13 protein-coding genes and 6 pseudogenes are annotated in these 15,838 nt (G+C 60.9%); 8 read left to right on the top strand and 11 right to left on the bottom strand.

Annotated features, from left to right (window positions below; all coding sequences use genetic code 11):
- Positions 1-119 precede the first annotated feature (119 nt).
- Positions 120-787, bottom strand: a pseudogene (locus tag AC07UK_RS29710) (3'-5' exonuclease).
- A gap of 506 nt (positions 788-1,293) precedes the next feature.
- Here AC07UK_RS29710 and AC07UK_RS29705 point away from each other — a divergent pair.
- The 5 genes and pseudogenes from AC07UK_RS29705 to AC07UK_RS29685 all read left to right on the top strand — a co-directional run.
- A complete protein-coding gene (locus AC07UK_RS29705; RefSeq protein WP_494687036.1) occupies positions 1,294-2,097 on the top strand; it encodes a transcriptional regulator in 804 nt (267 codons plus the stop codon).
- A 67-nt stretch (positions 2,098-2,164) separates the two neighbouring features.
- A complete protein-coding gene (locus tag AC07UK_RS29700) occupies positions 2,165-2,404 on the top strand; it encodes a hypothetical protein (protein WP_494687035.1) in 240 nt (79 codons plus the stop codon).
- Positions 2,371-2,787: pseudogene (locus AC07UK_RS29695) on the top strand (efflux RND transporter permease subunit); the annotation flags it as partial. The gene AC07UK_RS29700 and the pseudogene AC07UK_RS29695, both read left to right, overlap by 34 nt.
- A gap of 334 nt (positions 2,788-3,121) precedes the next feature.
- Positions 3,122-5,089 (top strand): sensor domain-containing diguanylate cyclase, encoded by a 1,968-nt coding sequence (locus AC07UK_RS29690; protein ID WP_494687034.1) that lies wholly within the window; start codon positions 3,122-3,124, stop codon positions 5,087-5,089.
- Positions 5,090-5,215: pseudogene (locus AC07UK_RS29685) on the top strand (IS5/IS1182 family transposase); the annotation flags it as partial. It abuts the gene before it with no gap.
- A 619-nt stretch (positions 5,216-5,834) separates the two neighbouring features.
- On the opposite strand, the gene AC07UK_RS29680 reads toward AC07UK_RS29685, so the two are convergent.
- From AC07UK_RS29680 to hfq, 4 genes and pseudogenes are all read right to left on the bottom strand, one after another.
- Positions 5,835-6,005 carry a hypothetical protein gene (locus AC07UK_RS29680; protein WP_494687033.1) on the bottom strand — a complete coding sequence of 57 codons (171 nt, stop codon included), beginning with the start codon at positions 6,003-6,005 and terminating at the stop codon, positions 5,835-5,837.
- A 112-nt stretch (positions 6,006-6,117) separates the two neighbouring features.
- Entirely contained in the window at positions 6,118-6,486 is a 369-nt protein-coding gene (locus AC07UK_RS29675; RefSeq protein WP_494687032.1) for a calcium-binding protein, read from the bottom strand.
- A gap of 174 nt (positions 6,487-6,660) precedes the next feature.
- Positions 6,661-6,910: pseudogene (locus AC07UK_RS29670) on the bottom strand (H-NS histone family protein).
- A gap of 162 nt (positions 6,911-7,072) precedes the next feature.
- Positions 7,073-7,303: pseudogene (gene hfq, locus AC07UK_RS29665) on the bottom strand (RNA chaperone Hfq); the annotation flags it as partial.
- Between the two features lie 193 nt (positions 7,304-7,496).
- Between hfq and AC07UK_RS29660 the strand changes: the two are divergent.
- Positions 7,497-7,730: pseudogene (locus AC07UK_RS29660) on the top strand (PHA-granule associated protein 4); the annotation flags it as partial.
- Positions 7,731-8,927: 1,197 nt separating this feature from the next.
- Here AC07UK_RS29660 and AC07UK_RS29655 read toward each other — a convergent pair.
- Complete coding sequence (locus tag AC07UK_RS29655) at positions 8,928-9,239, bottom strand: hypothetical protein (RefSeq protein ID WP_494687031.1); 312 nt, start codon at positions 9,237-9,239, stop codon at positions 8,928-8,930.
- On the opposite strand from AC07UK_RS29655, the gene AC07UK_RS29650 reads away from it, so the two are divergent.
- Positions 9,222-9,581, top strand: coding sequence for a hypothetical protein (locus AC07UK_RS29650; protein WP_494687030.1), 360 nt, complete (start codon positions 9,222-9,224; stop codon positions 9,579-9,581). The two genes, AC07UK_RS29655 and AC07UK_RS29650, sit on opposite strands and share 18 nt — an antisense overlap.
- Positions 9,582-10,121: 540 nt before the next feature.
- Here the strand turns inward: AC07UK_RS29650 and AC07UK_RS29645 are convergent.
- The 4 genes from AC07UK_RS29645 to AC07UK_RS29630 form a co-directional block, all read right to left on the bottom strand.
- Positions 10,122-11,300 (bottom strand): porin, encoded by a 1,179-nt coding sequence (locus AC07UK_RS29645; RefSeq protein WP_494687029.1) that lies wholly within the window; start codon positions 11,298-11,300, stop codon positions 10,122-10,124.
- A gap of 224 nt (positions 11,301-11,524) precedes the next feature.
- Positions 11,525-11,833, bottom strand: coding sequence for a family 1 glycosylhydrolase (locus tag AC07UK_RS29640; protein WP_494687028.1), 309 nt, complete (start codon positions 11,831-11,833; stop codon positions 11,525-11,527).
- Positions 11,760-12,941 carry a glycoside hydrolase family 1 protein gene (locus AC07UK_RS29635; RefSeq protein WP_494687027.1) on the bottom strand — a complete coding sequence of 394 codons (1,182 nt, stop codon included), beginning with the start codon at positions 12,939-12,941 and terminating at the stop codon, positions 11,760-11,762. Before AC07UK_RS29635 ends, AC07UK_RS29640 begins: the two co-directional genes overlap by 74 nt.
- A gap of 113 nt (positions 12,942-13,054) precedes the next feature.
- Positions 13,055-13,762 carry a Crp/Fnr family transcriptional regulator gene (locus tag AC07UK_RS29630; protein WP_494687026.1) on the bottom strand — a complete coding sequence of 236 codons (708 nt, stop codon included), beginning with the start codon at positions 13,760-13,762 and terminating at the stop codon, positions 13,055-13,057.
- Between the two features lie 89 nt (positions 13,763-13,851).
- Between AC07UK_RS29630 and AC07UK_RS29625 the strand changes: the two genes are divergently transcribed.
- Positions 13,852-14,361, top strand: coding sequence for an Mpo1 family 2-hydroxy fatty acid dioxygenase (locus AC07UK_RS29625; protein WP_494687025.1), 510 nt, complete (start codon positions 13,852-13,854; stop codon positions 14,359-14,361).
- 741 nt (positions 14,362-15,102) lie between these two features.
- Here AC07UK_RS29625 and AC07UK_RS29620 read toward each other — a convergent pair.
- A complete protein-coding gene (locus AC07UK_RS29620; RefSeq protein ID WP_494687024.1) occupies positions 15,103-15,759 on the bottom strand; it encodes a bile acid:sodium symporter family protein in 657 nt (218 codons plus the stop codon).
- Positions 15,760-15,838: the final 79 nt, after the last annotated feature.

The raw sequence follows: 15,838 nt of genomic DNA, 5'->3' as shown, positions 1-15,838 counted from the left end.
TTTCAGGTCCTGCACTTCTGCCCGCCCTAGCGTTCCCCGGCGCTTCGGCGGGTTTTTTTGGCCGTCAGGACCCCCGCGACACCCGCGCATAGTTGTAATGCATGCGCACGGCAACTCCTTCAACCCATATGCTGGTGATCATCATCACACCGCCACAGAAGCGATGTGGCGCTGCCCAACGTGCTTGGCACCGCAGCAATGTGAGGAAGGAGCGTCGGTACCTTAGCGCTGCTGGTGGCCTGCACACGGGCGATGAGTGCGTAATCGACCTGGCTCACTCCGTACGTCTGAGCGATATCGTATTGCAGTCGATGCCACAGATGACAGGTCATTTCAGCGTCGGCCATCGCTCGGTGTGCACGCCCGGCTGCAACATATCGACGAGTGTCGATAACCCGTGATTTTGAGCGTGTGGGTAGATACGGCTGGAAGTGAGCATCGTACACGCGAAGTGCTGATTGGCTGCGATGCCCAGAAGCGCAAGTTCGGCTTGCCAAAACCTTCGGTCAAAACCAGCATTATGGGCTACCACCGGATGTCGGCCGACAAGCCGGGCCGCTTCACTCATGACCTTCGACGCAGCCGGTGCATCTGAAATCATGTCATTGGTGATACCGGTCAGGCTTACAACCTGCGAGGGGATACGCCTTTCAGCGTTCATCAAGCTTTGAAAACGGTCGACGATCTCGCCGTCGCGCAACAGAATGACAGCAATTTTCGTCGCTCGGTCACCTCGACTTGGCGACAATCCCGTCGTTTCAAAATCCAAAATCGCAACCGTCTGCAGCCTTCTTTCCCTTGTTTCTCGAAGCCCAAATGAGATACGCCCGGGATTCCGAAATCTCTGAAGCTTCAGATATTAGCGAAGAGCGGCCGACCCTCGTGAGGTCCTCCCAGCCAATGCCGTTCGCGCTCATGATGCTCTGACTGCCCTGGCGCCGTCGCATTCCTGCGATACCTCTATTTAGAGGGATGCGCCCTGGCGTCAGGGCATGTGATCATTACTTCGCCGGCGGGTTCCGCGATCATCCGGCATGTTCACAGTCCCCGACCACCTCGGCCGGGGTTTTTTCTTTGCTGGCTGCGCCACCTCCCGCATGCCAGAGCCTTGAGATTGCACTTTGCGCTACCCAACTCAAGGAGGGAAACGAGATGACCACGTATCCCTCGCATGGGGGGAGAAAAAATCCGGATTCGCGCGGAGAATCCGTAACCGCCTAGTTTGTGCAGCGCACAAAAATGCTGATGCGGCTCAGCGTTTGTGCGTCCTTCACTTAACCACGCGGCAGAGGCATGAGAACAGAAGAACTTAGAACGGCATTTACGCGTGAGCAATTGGACCGGTATTTCGCGTCGTACGTGGGGATGGAAGGGGGTAATCCGGGCGCGGCAGTTTGGTTCTGTGACAGCTCACCGCATCCGAGGGCGGAGCCGCTAATGGCCCCGCTCGTTCCGCACGCGCAACCCCGTGCCTGGGACGATGTGTACCGAGACGGGCACCGCGACCACATGGCGCGCTGGCAGTCGCACCAGAAAATCGCGCGGATCATGTCTGCGGCACGCGCACACGTCCTCAAGGCACCTCTGGGTGAGCGGGACTGGAAGCATTACTTCGACCATCATCTGTACGCGCCGTACGGCGCGGAGTTCAAGCTCAGTCTGTTCCCACTGCCTGCCGGCCTGATCAACCAGACACCCTGGTCGAAGGCATTTCGCGGCCAGCCGGAGCTGGTGCCAAAACAACGTTACCTCGACCTTTGCCGCAGCGGCCGGCGCTTCTCCTTCATCGATGAGATCCGCCAACTCTGGAGGCCAAAGGTGGTGGTTTGCCTGGGCGAGCGGCACGCCGACGATTTCGCACAGGCGTTCGCCCTCGAGGATGTGCGCGGCACCGACTACATCCTGCAGCCCGCTGACTTGCCGAAGACCCTGCGAGTGCTGGAGCGCGACGGCACCGCCTGGATCATCTGCCCGGCTCTGGCCGGCGCAGCGGGACTGACGTCTGACGTGTTGCTTGATGCGATGGGGCAATACATTGCTGGCTGGCTGCAACCGGCCGATGTTCCTGCGCTCTGCTCGGGCACAGCCACCTGCTGACCTGGGAGAAGTAGCGATTGTTGGTGAGCGTGCATTGGCGATGCCGCAGTCCGGCTTGAGGAGTTGCGTGCAAGCAAAGACTTTCCCATCGATACGCAGGCCGCGCATTATTTTTAACAAGCACAACGACCACCGCAATAACAGCTTCGGCAATTCGCTGCGCGCGGTCCTGGGCCGTGATTGCCGTGAGCCAATACGTGGCGGGCAAGCTGAGCCAGTCGCCGTACTGCGCGGTATCGGCTATCACCGTCGCGGCTATATGATTATCAAAGCCCGGGCGGCACCTCGGCACTGGCCGAGCGCCTGACCGGCGGGCGCTACGTCGATGTGGACATCGACCGCGTGGCCGGTCGCCAGTATGGACTCAACATCGAGGATGTCCAAAGCATCTGTTCTCCGCCATCGGAGGCGACAATGTGGGGGAAGTAATCGACGAGCTGGCGCGCATTCCCATCAACGTGCGTTGTCCACGCGACTACCGCGACTCGGTGGAGCAACTGCGCGCCCTCCCATCGTCACCGACAGCGGCCAGCAGATCACACTGTCCGATGTGGTCCAGGTGGTGCAGGGTCCGCTGATGCCGCGCAGCGAAAACGCCCGCCTGTCTGGCTGAGTGTATGTGGACATCTGCGGCGCGACCCGCGCTCGGCCGGTCGCGACATGCAGGCCGTGGTGGCCCAAGGCGCGCCGCCGCTGTGCCGACAGCGTTTTGGCGACGTAGGGTCAGGCGCATCGAGTAGCCTGTCGGCAAGCTGCGCTTGCCCTACCGCAAAGAAGCGCCACTCCCACATCCATTTCCGGCGCAGCGGCCCCCAGATTGCCTCAGATTCCCTGGGATTCTCACTTTGATGCAGTTGCTCAAAATGCAGCCCCTGCTTTGTGCGCCAATAGCCTCTTGAAGGTGATTCTCGCCTCATATATGGGCTTAGTTTCCACTCCACCGGCCTCACCGTCACTCGTTCGGGTGGGATTGTGAGCACGTAGAGGCGATAATTGGCGCGAAATGGGAAGAAGGAAGATATCAGTGCGGCGTTCTCTGAAATTTCGAGCGGCCCTCGCTACCGGGTTCGTCGTAGCAGTTGTCATCTTCGCACTGGCTGTTGTCGCTCAGTACTATGCGTACTTGAGCCTGAGGGACTTGCTACAGAGCCAGCAAGATACTCTCGTCAAGCTGGTGGCCGAGCAGCTCGACGAGAAATTTGAAGGCCGAGCCATCGTGTTGCGCCGCCTGGCACGGCAGTTAGCGCCAATGCTCGACCGGAGCCCGGAAGAGCTTAGGGCCTTCGCCACGCAGGCTGTTTCTATTCCCGAGGCATTCAACGCAGTCTCACTCATCTGGCCAGACGGCGAATTGGCGTTCAACAGCGCCACGCCTTTGGGTCAACACGTATCCTTGGCCGACCGCGACTATGTTCGTGAAATTGTCCGAGGAGCATCCATCGCCGTCTCCGAACCCTTGGTTGGGAAGAACAATGGTGCGCCTGGCATCGTCATGGCTGTCGGGCTGCGTTCATCGGATGGCAGCCTGCGCGCAATCGTGGCAGGTAGCTTGAACCTGCTGCGGGAGAATTTTCTGCAGGAGCTGACACGCAATCGAATCGGCGCAACGGGCACCTTCTGCTTGATATCGTCAGGAGACAATCCGCGATATGTCATGCATACCGACGTGGCGAATTTGTTGAAAGGTGCGAAGGCGACTGGAGAGTCTTGTGAGGCGGACACAGCCCCTGCTGCTCTGGAGTTCATTCATCCGAAGCAGCCTATAGTCTCGCATTACCTGCTCGACACCAACGGTTGGGAACTAGTTGCCAACTTTCCTGCGGCTGAGGCCTACGCGCCGCTGAATGATGTAAGAAGAAAGTTGGTTCTGGCAGCTGGAATCGCTATAGCCCTTGCAGCCATTCTGATGTGGATGGTTTCGCACCGACTGATGGTTCCATTGCTTCGGTTACATGGGCTAGTACAGCAGACTGCGAAAGGCCGGCTCATGCATTCATCTATGCCAATGACAACTGGTGATGAAATCAGTGACCTCACCACGACTTTCTCAGAGTTCATGCATCAACTGGCCGAAAGGGACGCTGCCTTGGAACGCGCGAAGGATGAAGCGCGGGAAAGCGAAAGACGCATTCAGGCCATCGCCAATCACCTTCCGGACCTCGCCAGCTATGTCGGACGCGACGAACGTTACGTGTTCGTGAACGAGGCCTATGAGCGCCGGTTTGGACTTGCGTCGGAACAGATAGTTGGCCTGTCCATCCAAGAGCTTTGGGGCGCCACTGCTTATGCCGAAGTCAAGCCCTACCTCGACGACGCGTTTGCAGGCGCTTCCGTGGCCTTCGACCGAGATTCAGGAGATGGTAGCGAGTGTCTTGAGGTGACTTACCAGCCCGCTTGGAACGAGGCAATGAACACTGTCCTGGGGCTGCACATCTTCGTCCGAGACGTGACGATGGAGCGCCGCAAGATAAGGCACCTTGAAAAGCAGATGCTCCTCGACCACCTGACGGGACTGCTCAACCGAAAGGGCTTCGACCGGCGCTTAAGGCTGGCCATCGAGCGAGCGAGTGCGAACGGTCGCCAAATGGCTCTGCTGCTGATAGACCTTGATGGATTCAAACCGGTCAACGACACCTGTGGTCACGCCGTCGGCGACCAGATCCTGAGGACGTTTTCGGAGCGCCTTGCGTCCTGCGTGCGCGAATCGGATACGGTGGCACGAATAGGCGGAGACGAATTTGCCATTGTCATGGAACACATCTCGAACACCGATGCCGTGGGGCGCGTTGCACAAACCATCGTCGGGCTCGCATCAGCGCCCTATGCCATCGACGGCCATCACATCACCGCTGGCGCGACGGTTGGTGTCGCACTCCGGCATCCGCAATATGACGAATCCATTGGGGACCTGTTTATGCAGGCGGACACTGCGCTCTACACCGCCAAGCGCGGCGGCAAAGGCAGGTATGTGGTGTTCAGCGCAACCCACTAGGACGTACAGGAGTTCATTGATGCCTGTCTGGAGATAATAGTGACCCCGCACGTGCCGCAAAACACCTCAGGGCGGCGCTCGGCTGTTCCTGATGTCATTGCTCGTAGCGATGGTTATGCCATCTCGTGTGATGATTGTCAGTGGCGAGCTTGCGATTGGATGCATGGAAATGGGGCCCTGAGCCCTGGCCTGAAGCCCCAGCTTCCATGTCGCTGCGCAATGCAAGCCTTACTGACCGATCTGGTGGCTGACAGCGTTTTCCTGCTGGTTCAGCGTGCGCTGCTCCCGGCACGTGATATGGCTGCCGTTCTGGTTGGTTCGGCGTCGCCACGTCCGACAATGTAAGAAAGCAGGTCGTCGCTCTCCTGCCGTCGGGCACCTGTTTGATTGAGTGGGTGAGGCAACATCTGGGAATGGACGTTCGCACCGTCCAGCGCCGCCTTGCCCACATGGCGAGAGCTATACCGTGTCAACGTGGTTCGTGTTGATTTAGTGGCACGCCTAGGACGCGAAGCCCTCGGGGAGGCTCCACAGTACCCTCAAGAGAGCCTTCTCACATCGGGGCATAGGCCATACTGTGGCTTTCAAGTGAGCCTGCCTGGCACTGGCGACAACCAGTGGAGCGATCGGGGGCAGCTCTGGCAATCGAGGAGGCAATGGCCACCCGGATGGCATCGAGCTCCGCCGCTAATTCGCTGAGCTGTTCCGCGCCGAGAAACGAGGTTTGCGCGGCGAGTTCACTGATTCATTCGCGGACGGCGGCGACCAGGTTCTCGCCGCGTAGGGCGGCCAGCTCGAATCGCAAGCGACGCCGTAGAGGAGGATGCGTTATGGCCAACTCGACCAGCAGCGTCGCCTGGCGCTCCGGTGCGATGGTCGCCACGGCTTTGACATTAATCTCGTCGTCGATCGACAACAACTTCCCCCTCGAAACTGCACACCGAACACGCGCGACGGCCATTGCTGCATGAGATCGAGGCGCGAGGTAAGTAAGCACCGTCCGGGACAGCCCGATGGCTCTCTGGATTTTAGAATGCGAAACCTCGATCGTGCCAGTAGTGCCAGTCCGCGACCGCGACGCGCGTCGGCTTGTCGCCGTTCACCGGATCGATCTGAGCTAGGGGTGCCACGACGTCGCGTTCGCCCCACCGAACCCAGACAAAGATGCCAACCCGACAGAGATCTTCATGCGCGAGTCCGGTGACCAAGACGTGTTCGCCGATGGGCAGCGGCGAGGAGTCCATTGCCTTGCGAACGCTGGCCTTGAATGGAAACGAGAGCTGTTCTTCCAGATAGCAGTACCACGATAGCGCACGCTCCTCCTCGGTATACGCGTCGACGACGATTTCCATCTCGATGCGATGCTCACGTTGCGCGCTGAGTTTTGTCTTGGCCATGATGTCGTTCGATAACCGCCTGCGCGTGCGGCGCGTTCCAACTCGGCCCCGAATTCGGTACGCAACGCCGCCAACTGGCGGCCCCGCGGCCTCCAGTTTCGCCCGCCCCGCTTCCAGCCGTGCCCGCGCCGCCCCGAACTGATCCGCTATTGAAGTAATGATAACCCGGCGGAGTTACCCGACCCGGTGAAACTCCACGCTCTGCCCCGCATTGACCGCCCGCCGCAGCCAGTCCGGCATCTCGCCCTGCCCGTCCTAGCTCATCCCCTCGGCGTTGCGGTAGCACACCGGCGGCGGAAGGCGGCGGGGGTGGCCGCGGATCGAAGCACCCCGCCGCTTCGAGTTCCTCCATCGTCAGCCCATAGTCGGCCATCTGGGCCTGGATCCCGCGGATCGCCTCCGCGCGCTCATTGTTGACTGTCATCGCTGTCGCGCGCGCCTGATTGTTTTCTGCAGGTGTTGAGCAGCAGCCTTATCGTAGGTTGCGTGATGCAGGGACGCGTTATTTGCCTCCGCCGGCAGTTGTAATCGGCCGACGTTTCCGCTCGACCACAGAAGGCGTCGTGGACTCACTGTCATTCGCCGTACGGGGGCCAGACTGACGTACTCCCGATTGCACTTGAATGGTCGATATCGCGCTCTTGTAAATGGTCTGCATGCCGCCGCCGGGCGAACTCAGCATCACCACGAACTGGTCGAACGACTCAATTGCACCAACGAGTCGGACACCGTTGACCAGGTATACCTCCACACGCTTTCGCTCTTTGCGTGCTGCATTCAGGAACTCGTTTTGAGGAAGAGCTTGCTTAGGCTGCATGTCCATTTCACATGGCGCGGGCGGAGCCCGCCAAGATCAGAGTTCCCCGGCATTATGCACGCTCGCGGCACCGCATCCGGCAAGGGAGGCTGCCCACACTTACAATGTTGCCGTGCAATATAGGACCAGGGCGCAAGAAGCGAACGAATAGCCGCATGCCCGGCGTGCAGTGGAGGGGAGAATGGCGACAGCTCGAGCTGAGTATCGCGGGCACGAAAATATTGCCGTCAACTCGCCGGCTGCGTTGGTCGCCGGCCTGTTGCGGCCAAAGACGACGTTTCGGCAGCGGAATCTTTACTGCCAGTTTGAGCTCAACGACTTGCCGGCAGATGTGTTGGAGAGCCTGGAAGCAAAGGCGGCGAAGTTGGGGGACTACATACTTGCCGGGCATCTGCAGCGGGACGTCGATGCGGTCTGGACTGAATAGCGGCGCCACAATACACCACCAACGGTCGCGGACGGCTGAGATTGAGGCCGTCCAGTCTTCGAAATGGGTGTGAAAGCGCTCCCTGAATAGAGGAACACGCCCGGCCGCGACCGGGCCAGGACTTTTTCGGTCTTCGAGTCCGCTAGCCCGTCCCCATAGGAGGAGGAACAAGCTACGGCTAATGAGGGTGTGCTTGCTGAGGGATTACAGTGTTTCGACCAGCAGCTTTTGCTTCATAGGGTCGGTGGTCGGCCATACGCACGAGCCGGTCTGCCCTATGTCGCATAGGAGGTGCGCCTTAGCCCCGTCGCGCGACTGCTTTGAGGATGGACTGTCCGCGATGGGTGAGACGAGGGCTTGCTTGGCCTGAGGAGCCTTTCTCTATCGTGACGAGTTGGTGCCCTACCAGCGCATCAATTGCCGTGGGGTCCAAGCAAAAAGGGTCAGGACAATCCTTGACCAAGATCAGTGTGGCGATTTCATGGGGACTCAGCATGTTCACACCCTGTGTTTGTTTGCCTGCATCGCCGCGCCTTTGGTCCCATGCCTTTGGCGTGTTCACCGTCTACCGCAGAAGTGCCCGGACAGCATAGGCCACGCCCGAGGCCACTAAGCAGGCTGCAAGTGTGAAGTAATATCTCGCCCCATGATGGGGCGCCTGCGCATGAAAATGGTGAACTATCGGCTTCATGTGCCCACCTACGCTACCCAGAGTAAGAAAATTGCCCTTCCACCATTGGCAAGGCGCGGGCTTGCTTTCCTTATAGCAAACCATATGCCGACCATGCTTGATGGCGGCGGCCAAGCTGTGCAGACCCATCACATCCGACTGCGGAGGCTGAGCCGGCACCGTCAACGAGGCAGAGGCGCGTTCGCTGACCTGCCCGGCGACGCGGCGGCGTCAGCCTATTCGGCCAGGATTCCTACGCGCTGGTCGGCCCTGCTGAGCACGTCGGCCAGCATTCCGATGGAGGGGGCGACATCAATTTCTCCATCCCGATCTCCCGGGGAATAGCGCAGTTGAGCCGGCGCACCACACCTTCCATTCCCGGGTGAAGTTGCGCGAAGGTATCCCGTGGCCGTGGCACGAGGCCGGCCGCGTCGGCCCCGCCCCCCTGTGTAATCGTGCAATCCGCGGCCCGGTCACCCTGCTCGATGGGGTGGAATACGAGGGGTCCCCTGAGGCGGTCAGGGACGTCAGCCCAGATCCTGAATGATGTCGATCGCCCACTTACCGTAGTGCAATGCAGCCTGGCTGCTGCCGACCGTGGAGCCCTCGCCAAGAGTTGGTCGACCCAGGATGCGCTCGTTGCGATAGCGACCCGCAAGTCGCTGGGGCCGCCGAGCATGCGCGAGCAGTTCGGCAGGATCCAGCGGATTAGTTTCAACAGGAGCTTCGACGAGTGTGTCGCACGGGTGGGAGACTATTTCGATTCGCTGCGGGAAATTGACGACGCTCCGCAGGCGGCGCGGGAAAGGCAGCGCCAGTAGATGACCGGCAATCTCCACGCCGACTACCGGTTCTCCAGCGCGGTCGAGCCGGAGCAGGGCAAAATTCGTCCGTTCTTCGCGGTGTCAGCGCGGGTCGTGAAGCTTGATGACGACTGGGAAGGCTTCGGCCAGAAGCTCACCGGCTCGGGCACCGCCGTGTTCGACCGTGTGCGCGTGCCGGATGCGGACCTGTTTGAGGTTAGGTCGCGTGCGGACGATGGACAGCCGAAGCTGCATGGCTTTACCTTCCATCAGGCCCACCTGGCCTCGAACCCGTTGCCGGCGAAGACGCCTGGGAGGTCTCTGGCAGCACGGCTTGCTGGCCCACAAGCTGGTCACGATGGAGAGCGGACATGGTAGTGGCAATGCTTCTCCCCAAGGACATTCCATGCTCTCAGCCGTCCGAAGCATTCGGTAAGATAAGGCAACATTATCGTGCCTTATTCAAGGTGTGGGTCGCCGCCAACGTCCTTGCTGGCGAGGCGTCACCCGGCATGAGCTGCATTCTCGCTTTTGGCCGTCTTGCGCCCCCCGGGGACACGGGGGCAAATCCATTGACGACCACATTCAAGCCATGGACGATCACCACGCGCCCCTGGGCGTCCACCAGCCAGTGACCAACGTGGCCGATCGAGATACCTCGCCTCCTGTCATGGCGGCTGGCTGGGGCCCCTGCAAGGCGATGCCGTCTGGGTGTACACAGGCGACGAGGACCAAGGTAGCTAGGCCTAGGCCGGCAACCATATACAATCGCTTCTGTTGGTCAGAATTTCAATGTGTTGCTATTCGTTGCTTGCCCGCACTTGCTGCTTATATCCTGTTCTGCGGCAAGCGGAACACACTGCTCCGAACCTGTTGACCTGACTGCGGCGGCCGCCGCCGGAGTCAGGTCCATGCAGCCTAGAACTTGTGGCGGACCCCGATAGCCAAACCTGTCTGGCTATTGGTTCCCTGCGCAAGAAAGGCGCCGTTGACGAAGCTGACGGCCGATGAGTCGAAGTTCAACCCGGAATTCCTGACATACGCCACGGTCATGTAAACGTCGGTGCGTCTGGAAAACGCATAGTCCACGGAGACATTCACCTGCCACGGGTTCGCCGGGTTGATGCCCGGTTGCGTGGCACTGGTCTTGAGCGTCTTGAGATTGTCGTAGTAGTACGCCAGGTTCAGCGACAAGGTCGATGTTGCGTCGTAGTTCGCCCCGATCCACCAGTAGTCGTCGCGCACTAGCGTACGGCCTGCCGTGTCCCTGATTTGTCCCCAGCGGTACCCCCCCATCAGCTTCAAGGGGCCGAAAATATAGCTGGCGGCTAACGCGGCCTTCCTGGCTGCGCCCGTGCTGCCCGAGGCGATGGCCGGGTTCCATTGGTCGTACGCCGCCCCGATTCCGAGACCGCCGCTCGCGTACATGAGGCCAGCGCCGTAGGCGGAATCGTTCTTGGCATGTCCAGGTGTTTCGCCCGCGCCACCAGTCGGCAGCGGGGTGAGCCCGAGTGCCGGAACGCCAACGCCAAAGCTGTAATGCGCCGTAGCCGTTAGCGCGCCGAAGACACCCGCGTACTTCACAGTGTTGTCCTCGCGAAACGCGGTGCCCAACTGGACGGCGACCGGCTCGAAAAGTGACGCGTAGCGGCTTGGCGAGAAGTTCGCCATGGTATCGAACAGGCTCGTGTATTGCCGCCCGAGGCTCAGTTGGCCGAAGCGGGTATCCTGAATGCCGACCATCGCCTGTCTGCCGAACAGGCGACCGCCCTGCTGCATCTTGCCATCATCGACGCCGAAACCGCTTTCCAATACAAACAGCGCTTTGGTACCGCCACCGAGATCTTCGACGCCCCGGATCCCCCAGCGCGCGCCTGACAGCCCGCCCGCCGTCTCCAGGGAGAACTTATTGCCACCTGGTGCCTTGGTCACCGCCCCGCTCACCGGATCGATGCTGGGCGGCCTCACCGCCTGATGGTTGACGTACTCTACCGGCACATCAAGCACGCCATACAGCGTGACACTGGACTGCGCATGCGCGATGCCCGTCACCGATGCCAACACAGCCACCCCGGCAAGTGTTCTACTTTTCCTCATGGGTCTCCTCTTGTTATTGTGGAATGTAAGCAGTAATGCCACCGCGCTGCGGCGCGCGCGCGCCACCGCACGGCGTGGGGGTGCAGACCTCCGGTCTGGCCTTGTCAAGGCTGGCCGCGGCAATGTGCCGGTTCGCCAATGCGATGCGCTAGTGCCGCGGCGTGCGCGCGGGCCAGCCCTGCTAGGCAGTGCCAGCCTGCGACCTCGCCGCATCTGCGGCGCTGCTATGCAACGGCGTTGCGCCGGATGCAGTCGGCATAGAAGTGAAGGCTGCGCTTAGGGGTGCGCGCCTGCGTTGCCCGGTCGACGTGGATTAGGCCGAAGGTCTTAGAGAAGCCCTGTACCCATTCCCAGTTGTCAGTTGCGGACCAATAGAAGAGGCCATTAAGCCTAGCGCCATTTCCTACAGCGGCTTGGACCGCACGAAGATAGCTGGCCAGATACCTGACACGCTGTGGATCATCGACGATGCCTTTGCGCGGTGCCGGGTCGTTCAGCGCGAAGCCGGTCTCGGTCACGATCCGGGTGGCCATAGTCGGCATCCAGACTCGATAGCACCTCGGTCAGTCCATCAGGCTCGACCTGGAAGTAGGCAGTGCGCGGCAAGCCTGGCGGCGGCTCACCTGGCGCTACGCCGAAAGGCGCTTCCCCCGCGGCCTTCACATAGAAGCACATGTAGTAGTTCACCCCCAGGAAGTCCGGTCGAGCGGCAATGATTTCCATGTCGCCCTCCTTGACCAATGGCGCGAGGTGCTCCTTCAGCAAATCTGGATAGCCCTTGCCGTAGAGTGGGTCCAGGAAGGCCCGGTTCCATAGCGCGTCCACCGTCCTGGCGGCGGTGATGTTCTCCGCGCGCCCCCCTTCTGGGCGTATCGGCGCGACGCTGATGGTCGTGCCGATATGGCATCCCGCCGGCAGCACCGCGCGTAGCGACTGGAAGGCCAGGCCCTGCGCGAGGTTCTGGTGATGCACGGCGGCCAGCGCGGCCGGCGGTGAATTCAGGGCCGGAGCAAGGACCGAGCCACCATATCCGCGCAGCGCGACGCTGTTAGGCTCGTTCATGACGATCCAGTCCCGCACGCGATCGCCCAACTTTCGCCCAATGATCCCGGCATGGTCCGCCAGGCGTTGGGCAATGGAGCGGTCCCTAAAATCACCTGCCCAAACAGGAACGTCCCAGTGGAAGATGGTCGGCCAGGGCACCATACCCCGTTCGAGCATGGCGTCCACGAGACGGTCGTAGAATGCCAGGCCCTGCGCACTCGGCGCACCCGGACCGTCTGGCTGAATGCGCGGCCATGCAATGGAAAAGCGAAAAGCCTTCACGCCAGCAGCAGACAGGAGCGAGAGGTCCTGGCTGTAGCGCTGCTCGAACTCCGTGCAAAGCACGTTGCTGGAGCCGTCCGCAATCGCGCCCGCCCGGTCGGCGAAGATATCCCAGTTGCTACGGCCGCGACCATCCCTGCTTTCTGTCTGTGCTGCGGACGCCGCGACGCCCCAGACAAATCCATCAGGAAAGCTGTGGACCGCATCGTCGGCGATTGCCTTCAGAGCGGGGGCAAAACCAACTGCGGTCGAGGCCATGGCCTGGAGCAGCAACCTTCGAGTGTTGCTTGGCGGCTGATTCGCGCTGGGGGGCATGGCGTCTCCGGGTGGTGGAACTGTTTGTTGTGGAGTCGATCCTCCCATGCCTGCCAGCTAATGTCTGTCAGCTACCCGACAACGCAACACCCGGGGAAGCCGTGCGCGCAGCGTCAGAGCGTCCCGGCAGCTCCGGCACTGGCAAGCCGCAGCCTTTCCATATCGAGGATCTGCACTTCACCGGCCATCAGCCGCACGATGCCCTGGCTCTCCAGTTCCTTCAGAAGCTGGTTGGTGGTCTGTCGCGAAAGCGACAGCATGGCTGCCAATCGCTCCTGCGTCAGTCTGATCCTGTTCTGGCCTGCGCTCATGCCGCCATATCCCTCGGCAATCCAACGCAGACGACTCGCCAGACGTTGCGCGGCGCTGAGCAGGCTGACTGCGTCGGCATTCATGAAGGCGATCCGTACCTTCTGGGCCATAAGCAGCGCAAAATACCGCCAATGGCGAGGCTCCGCATCGAGCAGGCTCATGAGCGCCTCCTGCGGCACGTGCAGCAGCACGGGGTTCCCTACTGCCACGACGTCATGCGTGCGCGGCAAGCCGTCAAAGAGGGAAATTTCGCCGAACCAGGTTGCCCGCTCAATCACAGTTAGCAAGCTTTCCTTGCCGCCGGCATCGACCGAGCCAGCGGTCAGGGCGCCATCAAGCACGAAATAGAGGCCGCAGGGCGGATCACCGCGCCGAAAAAGCACCTGGCCAGGCTGCATGCGGCGCAACTCCGCTGAGGAAACCAAGTGCTCGCGCAGGAGTTGGGGCAAGGCGTAGAACCATCGGTTGGTGCTAAGCCGTTCGCTGAAGGGAAGCAATTCTGACTTCATGGGAGACGATGCGTTGTCGGATAGTCGACAGACTTCCGCAAGAGGTTCTTGCGATGATCGGGCCTTGTCGCTGACTTATGGAGACTGTGATGAGCCCCTTGGTGGACCAACTGGCAAAGTATTCTGCCTATCATCGTAATACACGAAACATTGCAACGCACCTGCTCGGCGTTCCCTTGATCGTGGTGGCGGTCGCCACGCTGCTCTCGCGCCCCACATTTGGAATGGGCGCCCTCGCCCTATCACCTGCCACGCTGGGTGCAGCCGCAGCAGCCTTGTACTACTTGCGTCTAGATCTACGCTTTGGCATCGTGATGACGTTGCTGCTGGCCTTGTCCGTGCTCGGCGGCGAGGCGCTCGCCGCTCAGTCAACCGCCATCTGGCTCGGCTGCGGCATGGGCATGTTTGTCCTCGGCTGGGTCATACAGTTCGTCGGTCATTATTACGAAGGTCGGAAGCCTGCATTCGCTGACGATCTGATCGGCTTGCTTATTGGACCGCTTTTCGTGACCGCGGAGATTGCATTTTTCCTCGGCATGCGCCTGGACTTGCACCGCGCGGTGGAAATGCGCGCAGGGCCGGTTCGGCGGCGCGCCTAGGAACACCTTCCCGCCGGGGGCTCGCGAGAACCCGCCTCGCTTGACATGCCACATGGCGACGTCCGCGTTCTGCGCCCAGGCGTCGAGCCAGCCGACGGAACACTGATTCTCTCAGTCAAATCGTACGGGGTACCAGATACCGCACCCCGGCAACTCACAGTCTTTACATCCGCCCTTCTAAGGCACTAGTCACTTCTCCAGCTTGCACATCCGCAGGTCCCAAAGGAGTCTTTTGAAAAGTAGCACGACTCGCCCGAACCTTGCCGCCACACGGGATTCGAGAATGCTGTCGCCAAGTTGATCGTCGGGGGCGGAGTGGACACGCTCTTTCCGACAACACCGCCATGGGCGGCAGCGCGGCTTGCAGCGGGGCTTGATGAAGAACACGCAGCAACCGCATACGCTGTTTGCCTTGAGCAATCTGTGGATGATGCGCCATCGACTTCAGCCCGGTGCCACGGGGTGAATGGCTGGGATACTGGCCGACGACCCGAAACACGGGCGACAACGCACTGGCTCATGCCGACTACGGCGCCGAATTTGGATGGAATCGCTCTTCGAATTCACTTGGCCACGCTCACACGGTCAACTCAGCGCTGTGGACGTAGTTTTGAACACCATCCTTAGGAGCTCCTTTGGCGTCCACTGTTTCCCCGGGTAGCCACCGGTGGTGCGCTGCGCACTCATTCATGCGCGTTTCGCGCTTCCAGCGCGAGCGTGCTATCGGGTTGTGCTGGAGGGCTACCTGGCTGCTCTCAATGCAGTCGACAACGTCCTCGTACACAGAGTCCTTGGGGTCGCTGTCATCAAGTTACACAAACGAAGGCCGCGCGTGGCCGGCCGGCGCCGGACTTTGAGCGGTTCGACCATCGGCGACGTCCGGACGCAGCCCCCCCGAAACGCGAGGAACCTCGGCTCGGCTACACTGCGGGCAGTGCGCGCCGCCCGGCCAGCGGCAGGCTGCCAAGCACGCTCAGCGCAACGAAGATAGCCAGCGTTGTGGATGCCGATCTCGAAGCTGATCGCGATCGAGAGCGCCTTGTCCATGCCGGCGGCGCGGCTCACGAAGTAGCCGGCACTCAGGCTCAACACATTGAACAGCACGACGGCCGGTCCGAGGCTTGCGAACGAGTGGGTGAGCGCAACCCACTCCGTTGCAATTGCAATCAGCGCGAACACCGCGAGCACGAGGGCGCTGAACAGCTTGAACGACTTTTCAATGCGCCGGGCAAACTCGGGCGGCTTCGCCGCCGAGACCATGCCGATGGCCACTGGGATCAGCGCGATACCAACCACCTCGGCCACCTTGCCAAACTGCAACGGCACCACCCGCCCAGTCTTGGCGAAGGTCGCGATCGCCCAGTTGGCGATCAGCGGCATCGTGACGATCGACAGCACGGTGTTGGTCGCCGTCAGTAAGATGTTGAGCGCGATGTTACCGCCGAACAGGTGGCGCTTGCTTGCGCCTATCGATCGG

The sequence above is a fragment of the Cupriavidus sp. GW821-FHT07C08 genome (assembly GCF_059419025.1).
The sequence above is the reverse complement of the archived record's forward strand: the minus strand, read 5'-3'. Positions and strand labels throughout refer to the sequence as shown.